General features: G+C 68.4%; 19 protein-coding genes. 5 read left to right on the forward strand and 14 right to left on the reverse strand.

From position 1 onward, the window contains the following. The first annotated feature begins 88 nt into the window (after positions 1-88). Positions 89-3,892 (forward strand): PAS domain-containing protein, encoded by a 3,804-nt coding sequence (locus GGR71_RS12755; protein WP_237474597.1) that lies wholly within the window; start codon positions 89-91, stop codon positions 3,890-3,892. A gap of 79 nt (positions 3,893-3,971) precedes the next feature. Here GGR71_RS12755 and GGR71_RS12760 read toward each other — a convergent pair whose 3' ends face one another. The 3 genes from GGR71_RS12760 to GGR71_RS12770 form a co-directional block, all read right to left on the reverse strand. Further along, positions 3,972-6,341: a Tex family protein gene (locus tag GGR71_RS12760; protein ID WP_184452013.1), complete on the reverse strand. Its 2,370-nt coding sequence runs from the start codon at positions 6,339-6,341 to the stop codon at positions 3,972-3,974. Positions 6,342-6,436: 95 nt separating this feature from the next. Then, the gene (locus GGR71_RS12765; RefSeq protein WP_160963352.1) at positions 6,437-8,071 is read right to left on the reverse strand and encodes a hybrid sensor histidine kinase/response regulator; all 1,635 of its coding nucleotides are present in this window, start codon (positions 8,069-8,071) and stop codon (positions 6,437-6,439) included. Between the two features lie 75 nt (positions 8,072-8,146). Next, positions 8,147-8,362: a hypothetical protein gene (locus tag GGR71_RS12770; RefSeq protein ID WP_160963350.1), complete on the reverse strand. Its 216-nt coding sequence runs from the start codon at positions 8,360-8,362 to the stop codon at positions 8,147-8,149. Positions 8,363-8,540: 178 nt separating this feature from the next. Between GGR71_RS12770 and GGR71_RS12775 the strand changes: the two genes are divergently transcribed. Beyond that, entirely contained in the window at positions 8,541-9,752 is a 1,212-nt protein-coding gene (locus GGR71_RS12775) for an NAD(P)/FAD-dependent oxidoreductase (protein ID WP_160963348.1), read from the forward strand. 150 nt (positions 9,753-9,902) lie between these two features. On the opposite strand, the gene GGR71_RS12780 is transcribed toward GGR71_RS12775, so the two are convergent. The 5 genes from GGR71_RS12780 to GGR71_RS12800 all read right to left on the reverse strand — a co-directional run bounded on the left by GGR71_RS12780 (position 9,903) and on the right by GGR71_RS12800 (position 13,494). Continuing rightward, the gene (locus GGR71_RS12780; RefSeq protein WP_160963346.1) at positions 9,903-10,358 is read right to left on the reverse strand and encodes a hypothetical protein; all 456 of its coding nucleotides are present in this window, start codon (positions 10,356-10,358) and stop codon (positions 9,903-9,905) included. Beyond that, positions 10,355-10,555 (reverse strand): PspC domain-containing protein, encoded by a 201-nt coding sequence (locus GGR71_RS12785; protein WP_048489719.1) that lies wholly within the window; start codon positions 10,553-10,555, stop codon positions 10,355-10,357. Before GGR71_RS12785 ends, GGR71_RS12780 begins: the two co-directional genes overlap by 4 nt. A gap of 81 nt (positions 10,556-10,636) precedes the next feature. Further along, on the reverse strand, positions 10,637-11,713 hold the full coding sequence (locus GGR71_RS12790) for a class III poly(R)-hydroxyalkanoic acid synthase subunit PhaC (protein WP_160963344.1): 1,077 nt from the start codon (positions 11,711-11,713) through the stop codon (positions 10,637-10,639). Beyond that, on the reverse strand, positions 11,710-12,834 hold the full coding sequence (gene phaE, locus GGR71_RS12795) for a class III poly(R)-hydroxyalkanoic acid synthase subunit PhaE (RefSeq protein WP_160963342.1): 1,125 nt from the start codon (positions 12,832-12,834) through the stop codon (positions 11,710-11,712). The genes GGR71_RS12790 and phaE overlap by 4 nt, the downstream gene beginning before the upstream one ends. Positions 12,835-12,879: 45 nt before the next feature. Beyond that, entirely contained in the window at positions 12,880-13,494 is a 615-nt protein-coding gene (locus tag GGR71_RS12800; protein ID WP_160963387.1) for a CDP-alcohol phosphatidyltransferase family protein, read from the reverse strand. A 141-nt stretch (positions 13,495-13,635) separates the two neighbouring features. Between GGR71_RS12800 and GGR71_RS12805 the strand changes: the two genes are divergently transcribed. Then, positions 13,636-14,394 (forward strand): 3-hydroxybutyrate dehydrogenase, encoded by a 759-nt coding sequence (locus GGR71_RS12805; RefSeq protein WP_160963340.1) that lies wholly within the window; start codon positions 13,636-13,638, stop codon positions 14,392-14,394. A 499-nt stretch (positions 14,395-14,893) separates the two neighbouring features. On the opposite strand, the gene GGR71_RS12810 is transcribed toward GGR71_RS12805, so the two are convergent. From GGR71_RS12810 to ppsR, 3 genes are all read right to left on the reverse strand, one after another. Beyond that, complete coding sequence (locus GGR71_RS12810; protein ID WP_160963338.1) at positions 14,894-15,382, reverse strand: NUDIX hydrolase; 489 nt, start codon at positions 15,380-15,382, stop codon at positions 14,894-14,896. A 77-nt stretch (positions 15,383-15,459) separates the two neighbouring features. After that, positions 15,460-15,966, reverse strand: coding sequence for a DUF1249 domain-containing protein (locus GGR71_RS12815; protein ID WP_160963336.1), 507 nt, complete (start codon positions 15,964-15,966; stop codon positions 15,460-15,462). Positions 15,967-16,091: 125 nt separating this feature from the next. Then, positions 16,092-16,913 (reverse strand): posphoenolpyruvate synthetase regulatory kinase/phosphorylase PpsR, encoded by an 822-nt coding sequence (gene ppsR / locus GGR71_RS12820; RefSeq protein WP_184447884.1) that lies wholly within the window; start codon positions 16,911-16,913, stop codon positions 16,092-16,094. A 145-nt stretch (positions 16,914-17,058) separates the two neighbouring features. On the opposite strand from ppsR, the gene ppsA reads away from it, so the two are divergent. Further along, a complete protein-coding gene (gene ppsA, locus GGR71_RS12825; protein WP_160963332.1) occupies positions 17,059-19,434 on the forward strand; it encodes a phosphoenolpyruvate synthase in 2,376 nt (791 codons plus the stop codon). Between the two features lie 5 nt (positions 19,435-19,439). Then, positions 19,440-20,390: a mechanosensitive ion channel family protein gene (locus GGR71_RS12830; protein ID WP_160963330.1), complete on the forward strand. Its 951-nt coding sequence runs from the start codon at positions 19,440-19,442 to the stop codon at positions 20,388-20,390. 99 nt (positions 20,391-20,489) lie between these two features. On the opposite strand, the gene orn is transcribed toward GGR71_RS12830, so the two are convergent. From orn to mntR, 3 genes are all read right to left on the reverse strand, one after another. After that, positions 20,490-21,062, reverse strand: a complete 573-nt coding sequence (gene orn / locus GGR71_RS12835) for an oligoribonuclease (RefSeq protein WP_160963328.1) — start codon at positions 21,060-21,062, stop codon at positions 20,490-20,492. A 99-nt stretch (positions 21,063-21,161) separates the two neighbouring features. Beyond that, the gene (gene tadA, locus GGR71_RS12840) at positions 21,162-21,662 is read right to left on the reverse strand and encodes a tRNA adenosine(34) deaminase TadA (protein WP_160963326.1); all 501 of its coding nucleotides are present in this window, start codon (positions 21,660-21,662) and stop codon (positions 21,162-21,164) included. Continuing rightward, positions 21,659-22,123 (reverse strand): manganese-binding transcriptional regulator MntR, encoded by a 465-nt coding sequence (mntR, locus tag GGR71_RS12845; protein ID WP_029562095.1) that lies wholly within the window; start codon positions 22,121-22,123, stop codon positions 21,659-21,661. The genes tadA and mntR overlap by 4 nt, the downstream gene beginning before the upstream one ends. Positions 22,124-22,235: the final 112 nt, after the last annotated feature.

Raw genomic sequence — 22,235 nt, forward strand, 5'->3', positions numbered from 1 at the left:
TTCGCCGCCTCCTGTCCGGTTTCCCGCCGGCAGCGCTACGGGGGCCTTGCTGCGCGCCATCGATTGGCGTGAGCACGAACTTGGCCCGATGGAGCAGTGGCCGCGGAGCCTGCTGACCGCGCTGTCGATCTGCCTGAACTCGCGGTTCCCGATGGCGGTGCGCTGGGGCGAACGACAGTTCAACCTCTACAACGACGCCTACGTGCCGATCCTCGGGTTGCGGCATCCGCAGGGCTTCGCGCGGCCGATGGAGGAGGTGTGGCCGGACGTCTGGCCGGAGGTGCGGGCCCAGGCCGACCGGGTGATGGCCAGTGGCGAATCGACCTGGAACGAACATATCCCGTTGACGATGATGCGCAACGGCTACAGCGAGCAGGTGTATTTCACCTTTTCCTACAGCCCGCTGTTCGACGACGAGGGCCGCATCGCCGGTGTGCTGTGCGTGTGCACCGAGGACACCGCGCGGATCACCCTGGCGCGCGAACGCGACACGCTGCTGAAGGCGCTGGACGCGCAACGTGCGCAGATGGCCGATGCCTTCGAGCAGTCGCCGGCGGCGCTGGCGATCCTGCGCGGCCCGGATTACGTGATCGAGACCGTCAACCGGCGCTACCAGCAGCTGGTCGGACCGCGCGAGGTGGTTGGCCGGCCGCTGACCGAGGCCATTCCCGAAATCCAGCAGCAGGGCGTCATCGGCCTGCTCGACAATGTCCGTACCAGCGGCCAGGCCTTCATCGACGAGTCGATGACCTTCCAGTTGTGCCGCAGCCCGCACGAAGCGACCTCGGAAACCACGCTGGAATGCGTGTACCAGCCGATGCACGACGCCGAAGGCAAGGTCAGCGGGATCCTGGTGCACGGCATCGACCGCACCGAGCAGACGCGCGCGCAGGCGCACGACAGCTTCCTGCTGATGTTGGAGGACACGCTGCAGAACCTGCACAGTGCCGAAGCGATCTGCGAGACCGGTGCCGCCCTGCTCGGCCAGCACCTGCGCGCCAGCCGCTGCGCCTACGCGATCGTCGAGGCCGATGAGGACGTGTTCGACGTGCGCGCCGACTACGTCGACGGTGCCCGGCACCTGACCGGGCGCTCGCGCTTCAGCGACTTCGGCAGCGACCTGCTGGATTGCATGCGCGAAAACCGCCCGTGGGTGGTGCAGGACACCGAGACCCACCAGCCGCCGATGCGTCTGGACGACCCGAACTACCGTCGCCTGGGCATGCGCGCGGTGCTCACCGCGCCGTTGCACAAGGCCGGCCGCCTGGTGGCGGCGATCGGCGTGCACCAGACCCATCCGCGGGTGTGGACCTCGGCCGAGATCGAGTTGGTGCGGCTGGTGGCGGCACGCTGCTGGGAGTCGATGGAGCGCGCGGGCGCGCAGGGCGAACTGGCCAGCAGCGCCACGCGTCTGCGCGAACTGGCCGATGCGATGCCGCAGATCGTGTTCACCGCCATGCCGGATGGTCATGTCGACTACTTCAATCGCCGCTGGTACGAGTACACCGGGCTGCCGGTCGGCGAGGCCGGCTACGACAGCTGGCGCAAGGTGCACACCGAGGAAGGCCTGGCGCGGGTGAGTGAGGTGTGGCCGGAGGCGCTGCGCAGCGGCAAGCCGTACGAGATCGAGTATCCGCTGCGCCGCCACGACGGCGAGTACCGCTGGCATCTCGGCCGGGCCCTGCCGATCCGCGACGACAGCGGCCGCATCGTGCGCTGGATCGGCACCAATACCGACATCCACGACCGCCGCATGGTCGAGCAGCGGCTGCAGGAAAGCGAACTGCGCTTCCGCCAGTTGTGCGACAACGCGCCGGTGATGATCTGGATGTCCAATGCCGACGGCGATTGCGAATACATCAGCCGCCAGTGGTATCTGTTCACCGGGCAGAGCGAGCAGGAGGCGCTGGGCAGCGGCTGGCAGGAAATGCTCCATGCCGACGACCTCGCCTCGGTCGGCCGCACCCTGGCGCGTGCCTGCGCCGACCGCCGCGCCTACACGCTGGAGTACCGCCTGCGCCGCCACGACGGCGAATACCGCTGGTGCGTGGATACCGCCACGCCGCGCTTCAGTTCGTCGGGCCAGTTCCTCGGCTTCATCGGCTCGCTGCTGGACATCGCCGAACGCAAGCGCATCGAGAATGCCACCGCCGCCGAGCGCGCGGCGCTGGAGATGATCACCACCGGCAAGCCGCTCAACGCCGTGCTGGAGGCCATCGCGCGGGGCATCGAGTCGCAGAGCGATGTCGGCCTGCGCTGCACCATCATGCTGGTCGACGAGCACCGCCAGTGCCTGCTGGAAGGAGCCGCGCCCAGCATGCCGCAAGGCTTCCGCAAAGCGGTGCAGCGCCTGCCGATCGATCCCGATACCGGCTGCTGCGGTCGCGCCGCCTATCTGCGCCGGCAGGTGCTGTGCAGCGACGTGCGGGTGAATCCGCATTGGCAGGACTATCTGACCACCGCCCTGGAGGCGGACATCGTCGCCTGCTGCTCGACGCCGATCCTGGCCAGCGACGGCGAAGTGCTGGGCGTGGTCGCGCTGTACTACCCGTTCGTGCACTACCCCAACCCGCACGAACAGGATCTGGCACGCTCGGCCTCGCACCTGGCCGGCATCATCATCGAGCGCCGCGGCACCGACCTGCGCCTGCAGCAGTTGCTCGCCGCCGAGCAGAGCGCCCGCAGCGAGGCCGAGCGCGCCAGCCGCATGAAGGACGAATTCCTGGCCACGCTCAGCCACGAGCTGCGCACGCCGCTCAACGCGATCCTGGGCTGGTCGCGGCTGATGCAGGACGACGCGGTGCGCGAGAAGGACCTGGCCAAGGGCCTGGAGGTGATCGAGCGCAGCGCGCACTCGCAGGCGCAGATCATCGACGACCTGTTGGACATGAGCGCCATCCTGTCCGGCAAGGTGCGCCTGGAAGCCGGCGAGGTGGATCTGCGCGCGCTGCTGGGCGAGACCATCGATGCGGCGCGCCCCGGCGCGCAGAACAAGGGCATCGACATCGTGCTGGTCGCCGACGAAGCGACCGCCCTGCCCTATCTGGGCGATCGGGTGCGGCTGCAGCAGGTGCTGACCAATCTGGTCGGCAACGCCATCAAGTTCACCCCCAGCGCCGGCACGGTCACGGTGACCCTGGACAGCACCAGCACCCATGTGCGCATCGCCGTTGGCGATACCGGCATCGGCATCGACCCGGCGTTCCTGCCGCACGTGTTCGATCGCTTCCGCCAGGCCGACGCGAGCAGCACGCGCAGCGCCGGCGGCCTCGGCCTGGGCCTGGCGATCGCCAAGCAACTGGCCGAACTGCACCAAGGGCAATTGTCGGTCAGCAGCGACGGCGTCGGCCTGGGTGCGACGTTCACCCTGCTGCTGCCGCGCAACGATCTGCAGAGCCTGGACCCGATCCGCCGCGGCGACGACGCGGCGCTGTCCGGCGGCATGCTGCGTCGTGGCGGCATTCGCCTGGATGGCGTGCGCGTGCTGGTGGTGGACGACGACATGGATTCGCGCGGCGTCACCCAGCGTTTCCTGCAGGAGGCCGGCGCCGTGGTCGAGACCGCGGTCTGCGCCGACGATGCCGAAGCGCTGCTGCGCGAGCGGCCGTATGCGCTGCTGGTCAGCGACGTCGGCATGCCGCGCCGCGACGGTCACAGCCTGATCCGCAGCATCCGCAGCCGCGGCGCCGGAGCGGCCAGCCGCATCCCGGCCATCGCCCTGACCGCCTACGTGCGCAGCGAGGATCGCGCGCTGGCCCTGGAGGCCGGCTTCGATGCGCACCTGGGCAAGCCGGTGGACCCGGTCAAGCTGCTCGGGCTGGCCGCATCGCTGGTGACGCCGCCAACCGCCGCGCTCGCCACCGCCCCGCACCCGCGCGTCGAATCGGCCTGATCCGCCGCGTTGCACGACCGCAGCGAGCGGTCGTCATTGGAGCGACCGGCGCAGGCGCACCGGCGCTCCCCCCGCCACCTCAGCCGCGCTTGGCGCGGGCGAACGCGTCGGCCAGCGCACTGTTGACCGGTGGCGCAGCGGCCGTGGCCGGACGCGACTTGGCGTTGCCGCCGCCCGGGGTGCCGCGCCCGTCGCGCTCGCGCCGCGGCGGGCCGCCGGCACTGCGCGCGCCGCTGTCGCGGTCGGCGGGACGCGCCGGCGCCGGCGTGTCGTCCAGGCGCCGGGTCAGCGCGATGCGCTTGCGCGCCACGTCCACTTCCAACACCTTGACCTTGACGATGTCGCCGGCCTTGACCACGTCGCGCGGATCCTTGACGTAGCTGTCCGAGAGCGCGGAGATGTGCACCAGGCCGTCCTGGTGCACACCGATGTCGACGAACGCGCCGAAGGCGGCGACGTTGCTGACCACGCCCTCCAGCACCATGCCGGGCTTGAGGTCCTTGATGTCCTCCACGCCGTCGGCGAAACGCGCCGCCTTGAACTCCGGGCGCGGGTCGCGGCCCGGCTTTTCCAGTTCCTTGAGGATGTCGCGCACGGTCGGCAGGCCGAACTTCTCGTCGGTGAACTGGTCCGGCTTGAGCCCGCGCAGGAAGCCGCCATCGCCGATCAGCGCCTTGATCGGCTTGCCGGTGGCGCCGACGATGCGCTCCACCACCGGGTAGGCTTCCGGGTGCACCGCCGAGGCGTCCAGCGGCTCCTCGCCATCGGCGATGCGCAGGAAGCCGGCGCATTGTTCGAAGGTCTTGTCGCCCAGCCGCGGCACCTTGAGCAGGTCTTTGCGGCGCTTGAACGGGCCGTTGTCGTCGCGGTGGCGCACGATGTTCTCAGCCACGCTCGACGACAGCCCGGACACGCGCGACAGCAGCGCTGCCGAGGCGGTGTTGACGTACACGCCGACCGCGTTCACGCAGTCCTCCACGCGTGCATCCAGTGCCCGCGCCAGACGGTACTGGTCGACGTCGTGCTGGTACTGGCCCACGCCGATCGCCTTGGGTTCGATCTTGACAAGTTCCGCCAGGGGATCCTGCAGGCGCCGCGCGATCGACACCGCGCCGCGCAGCGACACGTCGAGCTGCGGGAATTCCTTGGCGGCGAACTCTGAGGCCGAATACACCGAGGCGCCGGCCTCGCTGACCACGATCTTCTCCAGTTTCAGCTGCGGGTTCTGCTTGATCAGGTCCGCGGCCAGCTTGTCGGTCTCGCGGCTGGCGGTGCCGTTGCCGATCGCGATCAGCTCCACGCCGTGCTGCGTGCACAGCTGCCGCAGCGTGTGCACCGACTGGTCCCACTGCCGGCGCGGCTCGTGCGGATAGATGGTGTCGGTGGCCACGAGCTTGCCGGTGGCGTCGACCACCGCGATCTTGCAGCCGGTGCGGATGCCCGGGTCCAGGCCCAGGGTCACGCGCGGCCCGGCCGGCGCGGCCAGCATCAGGTCCTGCAGGTTGTCGCCGAACACGGCAATCGCCTCGGCCTCGGCCTTTTCGCGGGCCTGGTTGAACAGGTCCAGCAGCAGGTGCATGTGCAGCTTGGCGCGCCAAGTCATGCGGCACGCATCCAGCAGCCAGCGGTCGCCAGGGCGGCCCTGGTTGGCGATGCCGGCGCGCAGCGCGACACGGCCCTCGGCGTACTGGTGGCCGGCCTCGGCCTCGCTGCCGGGGTCCAGTTCCAGGTACACGATCTCCTCGCGGCGCGCGCGGAACAGCGCCAGCAGCCGGTGCGAAGGGATCTTGGCCAGCGCTTCGGCATGATCGAAGTAGTCGCGGTACTTGGCGCCTTCCTGCTCCTTGCCCTCGGCCACGCGCGCACGGATCACCCCGACCTCGCCCAGCCAGCTGCGCAGTTCGCCGACCAGCGCGGCGTCTTCGCCCCAGCGCTCCATCAGGATCGCGCGCGCGCCTTCCAGGGCGGCCTTGACGTCGGCCACGCCCTTGTCGGCATCGACGAAGCCGGCGGCGAAGGTTTCCGGCACCTGGCTCGGATCGGCCAGCAGGCCGTCGGCGAGCGGCTCCAGCCCGGCCTCGCGGGCGATCTGCGCGCGCGTGCGGCGCTTGGGCTTGTACGGCAGGTACAAATCTTCCAGCCGCGACTTGGTGTCGGCAGCGATGATCTCCGCGCGCAGTTCGTCGCTGAGCTTGCCCTGTTCGGCGATGCTGGCCAGCACCGCGGCGCGGCGTTCTTCCAGCTCGCGCAGATAGGTCAGGCGCACTTCCAGGTTGCGCAACTGCGTGTCGTCGAGCCCGCCGGTGACTTCCTTGCGGTAGCGCGCGATGAACGGGACGCTGGCGCCCTCGTCGAGCAGGGCGATGGCGGCGCGCGCCTGCGCCGGCTGCGCGCCGATCTCGGCGGCGATGGTATTGGCGATCTGCTGGGCGAGCTGAGTGTCGTGCATTGCGTCCGGCCGAAGCCGCCTTGCGGAAAACCCGCATTTTCGCAGTGCGCGCGCCGCCGGGGAACCCGTTGACAGGCGCGCGCCGACCTGTCGCGTCAGCTGACCCCGTTGGGACCGTCCAGCACCATGCGCACCTTGCGGGTGAGCTCCTGGCGGTTGTAGGGCTTGGCCAGCACCTCGAACTCGTTGCCGCCGGCATCGGTGCGCTCGATCGAAGACTCGGCGTAACCGGTGGTCAACAGCACCTTGATCCTGGGCCTGCGCCGCCGCGCCTCGCGCGCCAGCATCACGCCATTGAGGCCCCCCGGCATGATCAGGTCCGAATACAGCAGGTCCACGTGCACGCCGGTGTCGAGCAACTCCAGCGCCTCGCGGGCGTTGTACACCACGTGCGTGGCATAGCCCTGGTCCTCCAGGAACAACCGCGCCAGTTCGGCGATGTCCGGCCGGTCCTCGACGATCAGGATGGTCTCGTCGCCCTGGCGATCGAACGGACGGCGCGTGCGCGAATCGCGCGGCGCCATGTTCTCGACGTTGTCGTCGATCGGGAAGTACAGGCGCACGGTGGTACCGTGGCCATCCTCCGAATACAGGCGCACCGCGCCGCCGGACTGCTTGGCGAACCCGTACACCATGGACAGGCCCAGGCCGGTGCCCTTGCCCTCTTCCTTGGTGGTGAAGAACGGATCCAGCACCCGCGCCAGCACCTCCGGCGGCATGCCGCTGCCGTTGTCGGTGATCGACACGCACACGTAATGGCCGGGCAGCAGGTTGTCGTAGGTGGTGGGCTCGTCGGCGCGCACCGAGACGTTGCGGGTCTGGATCACCAGGCGCGGCGCCGCCTGTTCGGCCATCGCGTCGCGGGCGTTGATCAGGATGTTCAGCAGCGCCACTTCGGCCTGGGTCGGGTCAATGCGGCAGTTGCGCAGGTCCGGCGCCAGCTCCAGCGAAAACGCGATGCCGTCGCCCAGCGTGCGCTCGGCCACATCGCTCATCCCGGCCACCAGGCTATTGAGGTTCAACACCCGCCCTTCCAGTTTCTGCTTGCGCGCGAACGCCAGCAACTGCTGGGTCAGGCGCGCGGCCTGGCCGGCGGCATCGCGTGCGCGCTCCACGCTCTTGCGCAGCAGCGACGGGTTCAGCGGCTCGCTCTCGACCGCATGCTCGATCAGTTCCAGGTACCCGGACATGACCTGCAGCAGGTTGTTGAAGTCGTGCGCGATGCCGCCGGTGAGCTGGCCCAGCGCTTCCATCTTCTGCGCCTGGCGCAGCGCGTCCTCGGCATCCCGGCGACGGCTGACGTCCAACTGCGAACCGAAGAAGTACACCAGCTCGCCGCGGTCGTCATAGACCGGGGAGATGTACAGCGCGTTCCAGAAGCTGGAACCGTCCTTGCGGTAATTGAGGATCTCCACCGCCACTTCGTCATGCGAGGTGATCGCATCGCGGACGCTGCGCACCGTCTCGCGATCGGTATCCGGCCCCTGCAGGAAGCGGCAATTGTTGCCGATCAGCTCATCGCGGCCGTAGCCGGTCATCTCCAGGAACGCACGGTTGACGAAGATGATCGGGTTGTCCGGCTGCCGCGGATCGGTGACGATCATCGGCATGCGGGTCGTCTGCACCGCAGCGAAGAAGATATCGCTGCGCTGGTTCGACATGTCGGTGGGCGCGTCGGGATCGACGGTCGGCGGCGGCGCAGGGCGGTTGCTGGTTTCTGGTGCGGGCATGGGCGATGGCAGGTCGATGCGAACCGTCGCTGGCCCGCCTAGGCGAGCGGCCACACCGGGGTTCGCACGCCGGCGTCAACGCGAATAATACTTGTGCAGGCGTTCTACCACGATATCGTCCTGCAGCGACTCCAGCGCCATGATCCGCACCTGCCGGTCGCTCAACGCCAGCACGCGCTCGACGTAGATCTCCGGGCCTGCCTCGGTTTCCTTCATGGACTTGCGGAAACCGTAGGGCATCACCCCCTTCTCTCCGTCCTTGCTGCCACCGATATACAGAACGACCGACATGACGCTTTCTCTACAGGGGAATTCGTGGAACTGGCGCGCACCATACAGAGCGCCATGTGAGGGACTTCTGCACCGAGGTTAATCGTGGCTGTTTGCCCGAACATGACCTGCGCCGCGCCTCACGCGGACTTCACCGGGCCTGCGCATAAGTCGCACATCCTTTCTGCGCACGGGCGTTATGGATCTCAAGAGCGGTTATCCCTTCTGGTCGGTTCGCAACGGCCTCATGCAGAGTTTTCCGCAGTTGCGCGACGACGTGCGCTGCGATGTGGCCGTGGTCGGCGGCGGCATTACCGGCGCGCTGATCGCCGAAGAACTGAGCACGCACGGGCACGCCGTGACAGTGCTGGAGCAGCGTGACATCGGCTGGGGCAGCACCGCAGCCAGCACCGCGCTCCTGCAATACGAGATCGATACCCACCTGATCGACCTGGCCAAGCGCTATGGCGAACCCGCCGCCGCCCTGGCCTATGGCGCCTGCGCGCAGGCGCTGGAACAGTTGCGCGACCTGGTGCGGCCGCTGCGCGACGTCGACTTCTCCCGCAACGACAGCCTGTACTACGCCAGCAAACGCCGGCACGTGCGGGTGCTGCAGGAAGAGCTGGAGATGCGTGCGCGGCACGGTTTGAACGTGGAGTGGCTGGATGCGCAGGCGCTGGACGCCAACTACGGCATCCAGGCGCATGGCGCGATCCTCAGCCACCAGGCGGCGCGGGTGGATCCATACCGCCTCACCTACCGTCTGCTCGGCCGCGCCTTCCGACGCGGTGTCGGCGTCTACGACCGCACCCGCATCGCGCGGATCGTGGTCAATCGCCGCGGCGTGACCCTGCACACCGACCAGGGCGCGCAGGTACGCGCCGGCCACGTGGTGATGGCCGCCGGCTACGCCAACCAGCATTGGCTGGACCAGCGCGTGGCACGCAACCGCAGCAGCTATGCCTTCGTCAGCGACCCGCTGGACCCGTCCGCGCTCGGCCCGCTGCACGACACCATGGTTTGGGAGAGTGCGCGGCCCTATCTGTACCTGCGCAGCACCGGCAACGGCCGCATCGTCGCCGGCGGCGAGGACGACAGCGTGGATGTGCCGGCGCGCCGCGACGCGCGCGTCGACAGCAAGGCACGCACGCTGTCGCGCAAGATCGCCAAGGCGATCCCCGGGCTCGAGCTGCAGCCGACCTTCGCCTGGGCCGGTACCTTCGCCGAGACCGAGGACGGCCTGCCGTTCTTCGGCCCGCACCCGCAGCACGGACCGCGCGTGCAGTTCGCGATGGCCTACGGCGGCAACGGCATCACCTACAGCATGATCGGCGCCGGCCTGCTGCGCGCGCAGATCGAGCGGCACGCGCATCCGCTCAAGCGCCTGTTCGGCTTCGCCCGGCTCGACTGACGCGAGCCACTAACAAGCGCCATTGGTACATCCGTAGGAGCGGCTTCAGCCGCGACCGGGGCGTTCCCGGGAAAGCCCGTCGCGGCTGAAGCCGCTCCTACGCGACAACGTCATGCCTTGCGAAAGCAGCTGTTTGCTGGCGCCACGCACTCAGCCGCTCCCCGGCCACCAGCCGCGGCCATGCAGCGCGTAGCGATCGGCGGCGCGCTCCAACGGGTTGCGCACGCTGACGCCGCCGCAAGCCAGGTAGACCGGCAGGAACAACGGCCCCAGCAGCATGTACTGCAGCACGTGCGCACGCTCGTGGTCGCCGAGCCGCACCGCCGGATGCCGGCAGCGACCGGCAGCGTGCTCGTAGGTGGCGCAGGCCACGTCCAGATCGTCGGCACTGAGCAGGATCACGTTGCCCAGGGTCATTGCCCCGCGCGGCCGCAATGGCACCCGTTCGAACACCAGCGACAGCTCGCGACGGCTGAAGCGCAGACGCGCACCGAAAAACAGTGCGATGGCACCGGCCAGCACACCCAAGGCGGTGTTGGGCGAGGTCCACAGAACGCCGATGGCGATGCCAATGCGGCGCCAGGCCAGCGGCAGTGGTCGTTTCAATCGGCTTCGTTGGGAATCAGCAGCCACAGGATCAGGTAGACCAGGATGCCGGGGAACGCGGCCGAGACGATCGACCCCACCACGTACAGCACCCGCAGCAGGGTCGCATTCCAGCCGAAGCGGTGGGCGATGCCGCCCATCACGCCCGCGATCATGCGGTCGTTCAACGAGCGCGACAGCGAACGGGATTGCGACATGGCGGCAGCTCCATCAACAGCGGCAATCCACTGTACCCGCGCCGGTGCGGGCGCCGCGTGACGGCGCAAGACGGTCAGCGCTCAGTGTTCGCCATCGCGCTCGGCCAGCCACCGGTGCAGTGCGGCCGGCACCTCGCGCTGGGCGCGGCCGGAAACGTAGATGCCGATATGGCCGCCACGGAAACTCAGCTCGGCGTAGTCGCCGCTGCCGACCACACCGCGCAGGGCCCGCGAGGCATCCGGCGGCACCAGGTGATCCTGCTCGGCATAGACGTTGAGCACCGGCATGGTGACCCGGCCCAGGTCCACCGTGTGCGTGCCGATGCGCGCGCGCCCGTGCATCAGCGCGTTGTCCTGGTAGAACTGCTTGACGAACTCACGGAAGGTCTCGCCGGCCAGATCCGGCGAATCGAAGATCCATTTCTCCATGCGCAGAAAATCCTCCAGCGCCCGCGGATCGTCCAGGATGTCGAGCAGGCCGACATACTTCTGCAGGTTCAGCCGGAAGGGCTTGAGCATCAGGTAGCTGACGTTCATCAGGTCCGCCGGCACGTTGCCCAGGGTGTCCACGAACAGGTCGACGTCGACCTGGCGCGCCCAGTTGGACAGCATGTTGTCCGGCGTGTGGAAATCCACCGGCGTGACCATGGTGATCAGGTTGCGCACCTTCTCCGGCTGCAGCGCCGCGTAGCACAGCGAGAACGTGCCGCCCTGGCAGATGCCGAGCATGTTGATGGGCGCACCGCCATCGGCCACGCGCAGGTGGTCCACCGCGCCGTCGATGTAGCGCAGCAGATAGTCCTCCAGCGTCAGGTAGCGCTCGGACCGGTCCGGGTAGCCCCAGTCGAGCACGTAGACGTCCTCGCCCAGCGCCAGCAGGCCCTGCACCAACGAACGGTCGGCCTGCAGGTCGACCATGTACGGACGGTTGACCAGGGCATAGACGATCAGCAGCGGCACCTTGGCGGTGGGCGGGCGTTCGCCAACGAAGCGGTACAGCACCACCTTGCCGTCGCGCCACACTTCCTGGCGCGCGGTGGCACCGTAGTCCACCGTGTCCAGGCCCGGTAGCACGCGCAGGCCCTCAAGCAACTTGCGCTGCAGCTCCAGGGTTTCCTGGACCAGGTCGTCGCTGCTGAAGCTCAGCGGTCCCTTCATGCGCGGCTCCGGCGTGCGGCCGGCGTGGTGCCGGTCTGCCGCGGCTTGGCGGCGGGCGCGGCCTTCGCTGGCTTGGCGGCGTTGGACTTGGATTTGGATTCGGGCGCGACGGCTGCCACGCGCGCAGCGGACGACTTGGCCGCGGTCTTCCCGGGGCGTCTCTTCGGCGCGGCCGGGGGCGCGGCAACAGGTGCAGGCCCAGCTGCGGCAGTCGCACCCTGCCCCTCGCCGCGCTCCAGCCGCCGCAGCCGCCGTTCCAGGTCGGCGATGCGCCGATGCGCGGCATCCATTTCGGTGCGCGTGGGCAGGCCCACCTGCTCGCAGACCTGCTCGGTCTCGCGTTGCAGCAGGGCGCGCAGGCGCATCTGCGCGTTGGCGACGTCGGCGTAGACCTGGCGGAACTCCGGCGACAGCGCGGCCGCCGCATAGGCCTCTTCGGCCGCGTCGATCCACAGATCGAACATCGCCCGCGCATTGGTCAGTTGCCGGCCCGGATCCTCGTACCCGCGCAGCTTCTGCTCGAACAGGCCGAAGGCGCGGTCGATGGCGCCTTGCAGCAGCCCCAGATAGGCCTGCAACTGCGCCTGGTAGTCCTGCTGCGCCTTTGCCAGCGCCCGCCAGCGTGCCTGGTGGTTGCGTGCCGGACCGAAACCGGGCATCTGCAGCCACGGCCCGCTGTCGCGCTGCAGGCCCTGCAGCAACTGCGCCGCCTGCTGCAACCACGGGTCGATTCCGGCCTGGCCGGCGCCGCGCACCGCACCCAGCAGCCATTGCAGCAACTGCTCGCGCTGGCCTTGCACCTGGCGCTTCCAGGCCTCGGCGACGTCGGCACTGCTGGCGTCGCGGCCGGCGAACTGCGCGGCTACCTGCTGCATCGCGCCCAGCCAGTCGCCGGCCTGCTGCTGGAACTGCGCCACCGCGTCCTCGGCCTGCGGCGCGCTGCCGCGCGGCAGCCACTGGCTCCAGGCCGCGATCACTTCGCGCCAGGAACCCGAGCCATTATCAGACGCGGCCGACGCGGGGGCCGGCGTGCCCTGGCGCAACGCAGCGATCCAGGCCTCCCAGTACTGCCGCGTCATCGCCTCGAAATCGCCGGCGCCACCGCCGCCGCTAGCCTTCATCGCCACTCTCCCGAACTGGCCCGCGATGATAGCAACCCGCTGCGATCAGGGTTTGGGAATGCGCAGCGTCTTGCTGATCATCAGCGAGCCGGACAGCGCGAACAGCAGCACCAGCGGGTGCAGCAGCCACGGCCCCAACCGCCATTCGCCCCACCACAAGGCATCGCCGATATGGCCCAGGTGCGCGGCGATCGCCAGCACGATGACCAGCCCCAGGCTGCTCGGGATGGGCGTGCCCTCGAAGTACGGCACCTTGTCGCCGTCGCCGGCCAGTTGCTCGGCGGTGACGTTGTAGCGGGCCAGGCGGCTGACCCCGCAGCAGACGAAGAAGCTCAGCACCAGCCAGTCCCAGCCGCCCTGCATGCCGCAGGCGTAGGCCAGCGCGGCCGGGGCCACGCCAAAGGAGATCACGTCGGCCAGCGAGTCCAGCTCGCGGCCCAGGGTCGAGGACGACTTGCGCCAGCGCGCCACCCGGCCGTCCAGCGCGTCGAACACGAACGCCAGCGGGATCAGCGCCATGCCGAACAGCAGGTCGCTGCGGCGGCCGTCCTGCAGGAAGCGCATCGCCGCGAACACCGCGCCGGTGCCGCAGAAGGCGTTGGCGAGGGTGAACCAGTCGGCCAGCTGGAATTCGCGCAGCATGGAGAAGTGGCGTTTCATCGGCATAACGTGGCGGATCCGGCGTGAGCGGCGAGCGACGGCACAGGGTAGCGTGGCGCCGCCGCACTGGCGAGCGGCCGCTGCCGGGCGTGGCGGTGCACTGCTACGCTGACCGCTCCCCACTCCGCGCAGGTACTCCCCATGCAGACCGTCCTGATCACCGGCGCCGCCAGCGGCATCGGCGCCGGCATCGCCCATGCACTGGCCGCCGACGGCCGCCACATCGTCGTCAGCGACCTCGACCTCGGCGCCGCCGAGGCGGTGGCCAAGCAGTTGCGCGACACCGGCGGCTCGGCCGAGGCGGTGGCGCTGGACGTGGCCAGCGCGGACAGCATCGCCGCCGCACTCGCCGCCGTGAGCCGGCCGGTGGACGTGCTGGTCAACAACGCCGGGCTGCAGCACGTGGCGCCGTTGCAAGACTTTCCGATGGAGAAGTGGGGCCTGCTGGTGGAGGTGATGCTGACCGGCGTGGCGCGGCTGACCCAGGCGGTGCTGCCGGGCATGCGCGAGCGCGGCTTCGGCCGCATCGTCAACATCGGCAGCATCCACTCGCTGGTCGCCAGCCCGTACAAGAGCGCGTACGTCGCTGCCAAGCACGGCCTGGTCGGCTTCTCCAAGGTGATCGCGCTGGAGACCGCCGACACCGACATCACCATCAACACGCTCTGCCCCAGCTACGTGAAAACGCCGCTGGTCGACAAGCAGATCACCGACCAGGCGCGCACCCGCGGCATTTCCGAAGCCGACGTGATCGCCCAGGTGATGCTCAAGCCGATGCCCAAGGGCGTGTTCATCGCCTACGACGAGCTGGCCGGCTGCGTGGCGTTCCTGGCTTCGCCGGCGGCGCGCAACATCACCGCGCAGACCATCGCCATCGACGGCGGCTGGACCGCGCAGTAACGCTGCAGCGAGCACGCGCGTCCGGCTGCTGGATCGCGCGATCGACGCTGGCGAATTTTTCGCCAGCGCGACGGCGGCCGTTGCGGCACAACGCCGCCGGCACTTTATCCACAGCGTTCGTGCGATTTCATCCACACCGGCTGTGGAGAAGCGCGACCGGGACTGCTGAAATTTTCACCACCCGACAAAATCGGGCAGCCCTTTCAATGACTTGCCACGCTTGCCCACAGGCTTGTGCAGGATCGATCCACAGCCGCTGTGGACAAGGCGGACGCGGCGTCACGCGGGCGGTCGACCGGGCGGCGCGCCGCACCCTCGCCCATCCCCGGGCATGAGCGGGCCCTGTTCCCTTCTCCCCTCGGGAGAAGGTGCCCCGCAGGGGCGGATGAGGGTGCGGGCGCAGCCTCGTGCACCAAAACTCAGCGCATCGCTTTCGCGCCGTACCCTCACCCCAACCCCTCTCCCGGTGGGAGAGGGGCTTCAAGGCAGCGCGAGCATGTCAGACCCGCGAGTAGCGCCAGGACTGCATGCGTCCGTCGCGATACGGCATCACACCGTGGAACGGGCGCGGGTCGCCGTCGAACACCAGCGGCAGGAAGTGGCGGTCGCCCTCCCACAGCGGCAGCGCGTCCATCTGCGCGATCGGCACCCAGGCCAATGTGCCCTCGGCGTTCTCGGCGAACGGCTCGCCCGTATAGGCCTCGATCAGGAACACGAAGCCCAGCCAGTCCTCGCCGTGCTTGCCGAACCCCGGCCAACTGATGGTGCCGCGCAACTGCAGCGCCTCGCAGGTGATGCCGGCCTCCTCCAGGATCTCGCGGCGCATGCCGGCCAACACGTCTTCGTCCGCCTCCACCTTGCCGCCCAGGCCGTTGTACTTGCCCAGGTGATGGTCGCCGGGCCGGGCATTGCGGTGGACCAGCAGCACCTGGCTACGGTCGGGCGAGAGCACGTAGCCCAAGGTGGCGACGATGGGGGTGTAAGGCATGCGGTGACGGCGGATGGCGAGGGGCGCGCAGTATGCCGTATCCGCGCTGTTGCCTGGTCCAGGCGGAGGCTAGGCGGTCAGACCGCCGGCGTCGCGGCGTCGCGCGGCGCATGCGGCAGTGGCGGCGCAGACCGCAGGGTGGCCACCCCGTGGCCACGCTCGGCCAGGTACTCCAGCCACTTGCCGAGGAAGGTGTTCATGCGCATGCGGTGGCTGATCAGCTCCGCCGGCGGCGGATACAGCCCCATCACGTCCTGCCAGCGGCGGCCGACGTAGCAATGGGTGGTCTCGGCCTGGCGCGCGTCCAGGTACAGGCGCACGTAGGCCGACGGGTCGGGCTCGCCGGTCAGCGGGTCGCACAGGTCGTAGGTCAGGCGCAGCTCGACGGTGTAGCGGTGGCGCTCGATCACGTCCAGGCGCAGGTCCAGGCCGTCGCCGATGCTGGACACGTAGCTGCCGGCCTCAAGGTCGGCCGGCACGAACAGGCGATTCAGGTGCAAATAGTTCTCGGCGTACAACCCCATCAGCCAGCCGAAACGGCTGAGCCGGGGGATGCGTTCGCTGCGGGTCATGGCGTGCTGCATGGACCGATCCTACACGCTGGATCGCGCCGGCGGCAGCATTGACGGATCGGCGCCGGCGGCCTACCGTGGAAATCCATGCGACGGCGTGCGGAAATGCCGTTGCCGCCAGGGGCGGCCCCGCCCGCTCAGAACATCTCGCGCTGCAGTCCCAGCGTCGTCAGCACCTTGCTGGAAATCTCCTCGATCGAGGTATGCGTGGTGCTCAGGGTCGGAATCCGCTCCATGCGGAACATGGTTTCGGCCGCCGCCACTTCGCGCCGGCAGGTCTCCGCACTGGAGTAGCGCGAATTCGGCCGCCGCTCCTGGCGAATCTGCTGCAACCGCTCCGGATCGATGGTCAGCCCGAACAGCTTGTTGCGGTAGGCACGCAGCCGCGGCGGCAACCGATCGCTCTCCAGATCCTCGTCGGTCAACGGATAGTTGGCCGCGCGCACGCCGTAATGCAGCGCCAGGTAGATACAGGTCGGGGTCTTGCCCGCGCGCGAGACCGCCACCAGGATCACGTCGGCCTCGTCGTAGGTGAGCGCGATGCCGTCGTCGTGCGCGAGTGCGAAGTTCATTGCGTTGATGCGGCGGTGGTAGGTCTCGAAATCGACCAGACCGTGCGCCTGTCCCACCCGCGAGTGCCGCGGCGCGTTCAATTCGCGCTCCAGCGGCTCGATGAAGGGCGCGAACACGTCGAGCATCAGCGCCCCGCTCTCGGCCAGCAACATGCTCAATTGCGGATCGACGCAGGAGTTGACCACGATCGGCCGAACCTGATAACGCTCCCCTGCGGCATGGATGCGCTGCGCCGCGTCGCGGGCTTTTTCCGGATCGTCGACGAACGACATGCGGTCGGTGACGAAGCTGAAACCGCTGAACTGGGTAAGCAGGCTATGCCCAATGGTTTCAGCGGTGATACCGGTTCCATCGGACACGTAGAACACCGGTCTGATCGTCGACATTGCCTGCATTCTCCTGGCTGAAACCCAACGGATGCGCCCGCTTCGCTTGTGCCGGCTCGGGTGCGCACTGCATCATATCGGCTTCTTCCCTCACGGACGCGGCCATTCAGCCCGCCTCGGGCGATGGCCTAACGGAGCATCGCGCTTGAACGAGAACATCCTGTGGTTGCATGAGCTGCGCCTGGCCGACCTGGCTCGCGTTGGTGGCAAGAATTCCTCCCTCGGCGAAATGATCGGCAACCTGGCGGGCCTCGGCGTGTCCGTGCCGGGCGGCTTCGCCACCACTGCCGAAGCGTTCAAGGCCTTCGTCGCCCACAACGATCTGTACCAGCGCATCTTCGACAAGCTGGCCACGCTGGACGTGGAAGACGTGGGCGCACTGACCGCCGCCGGCAAGGAAATCCGCAGCTGGGTGATCGATGCGCCGCTGCAGCCGGAACTGGATCAGGCGATCCGCGAGGCCTACGCGCAACTGTGCAGCGAGAACGGCGGCGGCGACGTGGCCGTGGCGGTGCGCTCCTCGGCGACCGCCGAAGACCTGCCCGACGCCAGCTTCGCCGGCCAGCAGGAGACCTTCCTCAACGTGACCGGCGCCGACGACGTGGTGCACAAGGTCAAGGAAGTCTTCGCCAGCCTCTACAACGATCGCGCCATCGCCTACCGCGTGCACCACGGTTTCAAGCACGAGGACGTGTTCCTCTCGGCCGGCGTGCAGCTGATGGTGCGCTCCGGCGTCGGCGCCTCCGGTGTGCTGTTCACCCTGGACACCGAGTCGGGCTTCCGCGACGTGGTGTTCGTTACCTCGAGCTTCGGCCTCGGCGAGATGGTCGTGCAGGGCGCGGTCAATCCCGACGAGTTCTACGTCTACAAGCCCACCCTCAAGGCCGGCAAGCCGGCGATCCTGCGCCGTTCGCTGGGCAGCAAGCTGATCCGCATGGTGCATTCGGACGTGCCGGGCGAGCGCGTGCGCATCGAGGACACCCCGGCGCAGCTGCGCAACACCTTCTCGATCAGCGACGAAGATGTGCAGGAACTGGCCAAGCAAGCGCTGGTGATCGAGCAGCACTACCAGCGGCCGATGGACATCGAGTGGGCGAAGGACGGCGTCAGCGGCAAGCTGTTCATCGTGCAGGCGCGCCCGGAGACGGTGAAGTCGCGCGGCCACGCCACCCAGATCGAACGCTTCGCGCTGCAGCAGCGCGGCGAGGTGATCGCCGAAGGCCGTGCCATCGGCCAGAAGATCGGCGCCGGCGTCGCCCGCGTGGTGCGTAGTCTGGAGGACATGAACCGGGTGCAGCCCGGCGACGTGCTGGTCGCGGACATGACCGATCCCGATTGGGAGCCGGTGATGAAGCGCGCCTCGGCAATCGTCACCAACCGCGGCGGCCGTACCTGCCACGCGGCGATCATCGCCCGCGAACTCGGCGTGCCGGCGGTGGTCGGTACCGGCAATGCGATGGAACTGGTCGAGGACGGCAAGGAAGTGACCGTCAGCTGCGCCGAAGGCGACACCGGCTACATCTATGGCGGGCGCCTGCCGTTCGAGCGCACCACCACGGATCTGGGCAACATGCCGCCGGCACCGCTGAAGATCATGATGAACGTGGCCAACCCGGAGCGCGCGTTCGACTTCGGCCAGTTGCCCAACGCCGGCATCGGCCTGGCGCGCCTGGAGATGATCATCGCCGCGCACATCGGCATCCATCCCAACGCGCTGCTGGAGTACGCCAAGCAGGACGCGGCGACCAAGAAGAAGATCGACGAGAAGATCGCCGGTTATGCCGACCCGGTGAGCTTCTACGTCAACCGCCTGGCCGAAGGCATCGCCACGCTGACCGCGTCGGTGGCGCCGCACCCGGTGATCGTGCGCCTGTCGGACTTCAAGTCCAACGAGTACGCCAACCTGATCGGCGGCAGCAACTACGAGCCGCACGAAGAGAACCCGATGATCGGCTTCCGCGGCGCCAGCCGCTATGTCGATCCGAGCTTCGCCGCTGCGTTCGCGCTGGAGTGCAAGGCCGTGCTCAAGGTCCGCAACGAGATGGGCCTGGACAACATGTGGGTCATGATCCCGTTCGTGCGTACCCTCGAGGAGGGCCGCAAGGTCGTCGAGGTGCTGGCCAGCAACGGCCTGCGCCAGGGCGAGAACGGCCTGAAGATCATCATGATGTGCGAGGTGCCGTCGAACGCGCTGCTGGCCGAGGAATTCCTGGAGATCTTCGACGGCTTCTCGATCGGCTCCAACGACCTGACCCAGCTGACTCTGGGCCTGGACCGCGATTCCTCGATCGTGGCGCACCTGTTCGACGAGCGCAATCCGGCGGTCAAGAAGATGCTGTCGATGGCGATCAAGGCCGCGCGCGCCAAGGGCAAGTACGTGGGCATCTGCGGCCAGGGCCCGTCGGATCACCCGGACCTGGCCGAGTGGCTGATGCAGGAGGGCATCGAATCGGTGTCGTTGAACCCCGACACCGTGGTCGACACCTGGCTACGCCTGGCCAAGCTCAAGAGCAAGGGGTGATGCCGATGCAGTCGTGGCTGACGGCACTGACGGCGGCCACGACCGCTGCGCCGGCGACGCGGGCGGCGCGTCCGTTCGACTGGCGGACGCTGGACTGGGCGCAGTACGCGCTCAACTGGGGCGTGGCGATCCTGATCGTGGTGGTCGGGATGTGGATCGCCAAGCGCCTGAGCGAATGGTTGCGTAGCGCCCTGCTGCGCGCACGGGTGGAAGCCACGCTCAGCAATTTCCTGCGCAACGTCGCCTATGCGTTGATGCTGGTGCTGGTGCTGGTCACGGCACTGCAGAAGATCGGCGTGCCGCCGACCTCGCTGTTCGCCGTGCTCGGCGCCGCCGGCCTGGCGGTGGGCCTGGCGCTGAAGGACTCGCTGTCCAACATCGCCTCCGGGGTGATGCTGATCGTGCTGCGGCCGATGCGCGACGGCGACCACGTGGTGGTGGCCGGGCAGGAAGGCGTGGTCGACGAGATCCGGATCTTCCAGACCCGCATCCGTACCTTCGACGAGCGCATGGTGACCCTGCCCAACAGCACCATCACCACCGCGCCGATCGTCAACTACAGCACCCTGCCCAACCGCCGCCTGGAGATCACCGTCGGCGTCGGCTACGGCGATGACCTGAAGAAAGCGCAGGAGCTGTTGCTGCAGATCGCGCAAGAGAATCCGAACATCCTGAAGACGCCCGCCCCGTTCGTGCAGGTCAGCAACCTGGGCGAGAGCACGGTGGACCTGATGCTGTTCGGCTACGCCAAGAACGGCGATTTCGGTGCAGCCAAGAGCAGCACGCTGGAGCAGATCCGCAACCAGTTGCTGGAGAACGGACTCAGCATTCCGTACCCGCAGCGCGACCTGCACGTGTACCACCACGATGCCGACGGCCGTCCGATCGCGGAATTGTTGACCAAGGGCGTCACCGACGACGGCGAGACCAAACCGGGACCGCCGCTGGCGCGCTGAGCGACGGCGTCACTCGCTGCATCCCCTGCCCTGCTGCATCCGCCCGACGACCGTCGGGCGGCCTGTTGCATACGCTGCCTGAAGCATCCGGCGCGCGGATCAGCCCTGGCCCTGCCCGCCCAGCGTGCCCATGAACGGGCGGTAGTAGCGCAGTTCGTCGATGGAATCGTGCACGTCGCTGAGCGCGGTATGCGAGGAGGTCTTGTTCAGCCCGGCCGACACCGCCGGCGCCCAGCGCCGCGCCAGTTCCTTCAGCGTCGACACGTCCAGGTTGCGGTAGTGGAAGAAACGCTCCAGCCGCGGCATCTGCCGGTGCAGGAAACGCCGGTCCTGGCAGATCGAGTTGCCGCACATCGGCGAGGTGCCGGGCTTGCACCACTGGGTCAGGAACGCCATGGTCTCGGCCTCGGCCTGGGCCAGCGTGACCCGGCTGTCGAGTACGCGCTGCCACAGGCCGGAGTGGCGGTGCTGGTTGCGGTTCCACTCGTCCATCGCCTCCAGCGTCTGCAGCGGATGGGCGATGGCGAACTCCGGGCCCTCGGCCAGCACGTTGAGCTGGGCGTCGGTCACCACCGTGGCGATTTCGATGATCGAATCGCGATCGGTATCCAAGCCGGTCATTTCCAGATCGATCCAGATCAGCCGATCGTTCGCCACGTGCGATTGCGCCATATCACCGTCCTGTCGTTCGCGGCGGCGATGCCGGCGCGGAAGTGTCGTATCAAGCGCCAATGATACCGCGCGAACTGCGCGACCGGCAGAGCTGGCCGCTCACGCGCCGAGCGGCGGCTTGCCGCGCTTGGCGCGAAAGTAATTGGTCAGGCGCGTGCTGGCCTCCACCGCCAGCACCCCGCCGCGGACCTGCACGCGGTGGTTGTGGCGCGGATCGGCGAGCAGGTCGAACACGCTGCCGCAGGCACCGGTCCTGGGATCGGTGGCGGCATAGACCAGTTCCGCCACCCGCGCATGCACCACCGCCATCGCGCACATCGCGCACGGCTCCAGGGTCACGTACAGGCGACTGCCGACCAGGCGGTGATTGCCGAGCCGGCGGCCAGCCTGGCGCAGCGCGACGATCTCGGCATGCGCGCTGGGGTCGTGTTCGGCGATGTTGAGGTTCCAGCCCTCACCCAATATCGCATCGTCGGCCGAGACCAGCACCGCGCCGACCGGGATCTCGTCGAACTCGCGCTCGGCGCGTTCGGCCAGGGCCAGCGCATGGCGCATCCAGTGCGCGTCGCGCGCCTGCTGCGCGTCGTCACCAGCGCTCATCGCGACGCGCTGTGCTTGCGCACGAACTCGGCGAACACCGCCAGCGTCGCTTCGCTGACGTGGTGCTCGATGCCCTCGGCATCCCGACGCGCGGTGTCGGCGTCGATGCCCAGGGCAAGCAGGAATTGCTCCACGGTCTGGTGGCGCTGCCGGCTGGCCGCGGCCAGCGCCTCGCCCTCGGCGGTCAGGAACACGCCACGGTAGGGCCGCTGCACCACCCAGCCACCTTTGACCAGCCGCTTGAGCATCTTGGCCACGGTCGGCTGGGCCACGCCCAGGCGCGCGGCGATATCCACCTGCCGCGCTTCGCCGCCGTCGGCGAGCAGGTCGGAAATCAGCTCCACGTAGTCCTCGATCAGCTCCAGGCGGTGCGCCTCGCGCACCTGGCGGAAGCTTTCGACCTGCACTTCGGCGTCGAGCAGCACCGCCGGCGGCGCCATCGACTTCCCGCTTTTCTGCATCGCAACGCCCTTGTCCGGTGCCGGCGCCCCGCCGGCCACCTGCCTATTCTGGCCGAAATCCGGGCTATCGCAGCGATTTGAATTGCCAATGCTAATCCATATAGCAACTGCT

It is taken from the genome of Xanthomonas sp. F1 (genome assembly GCF_014199855.1).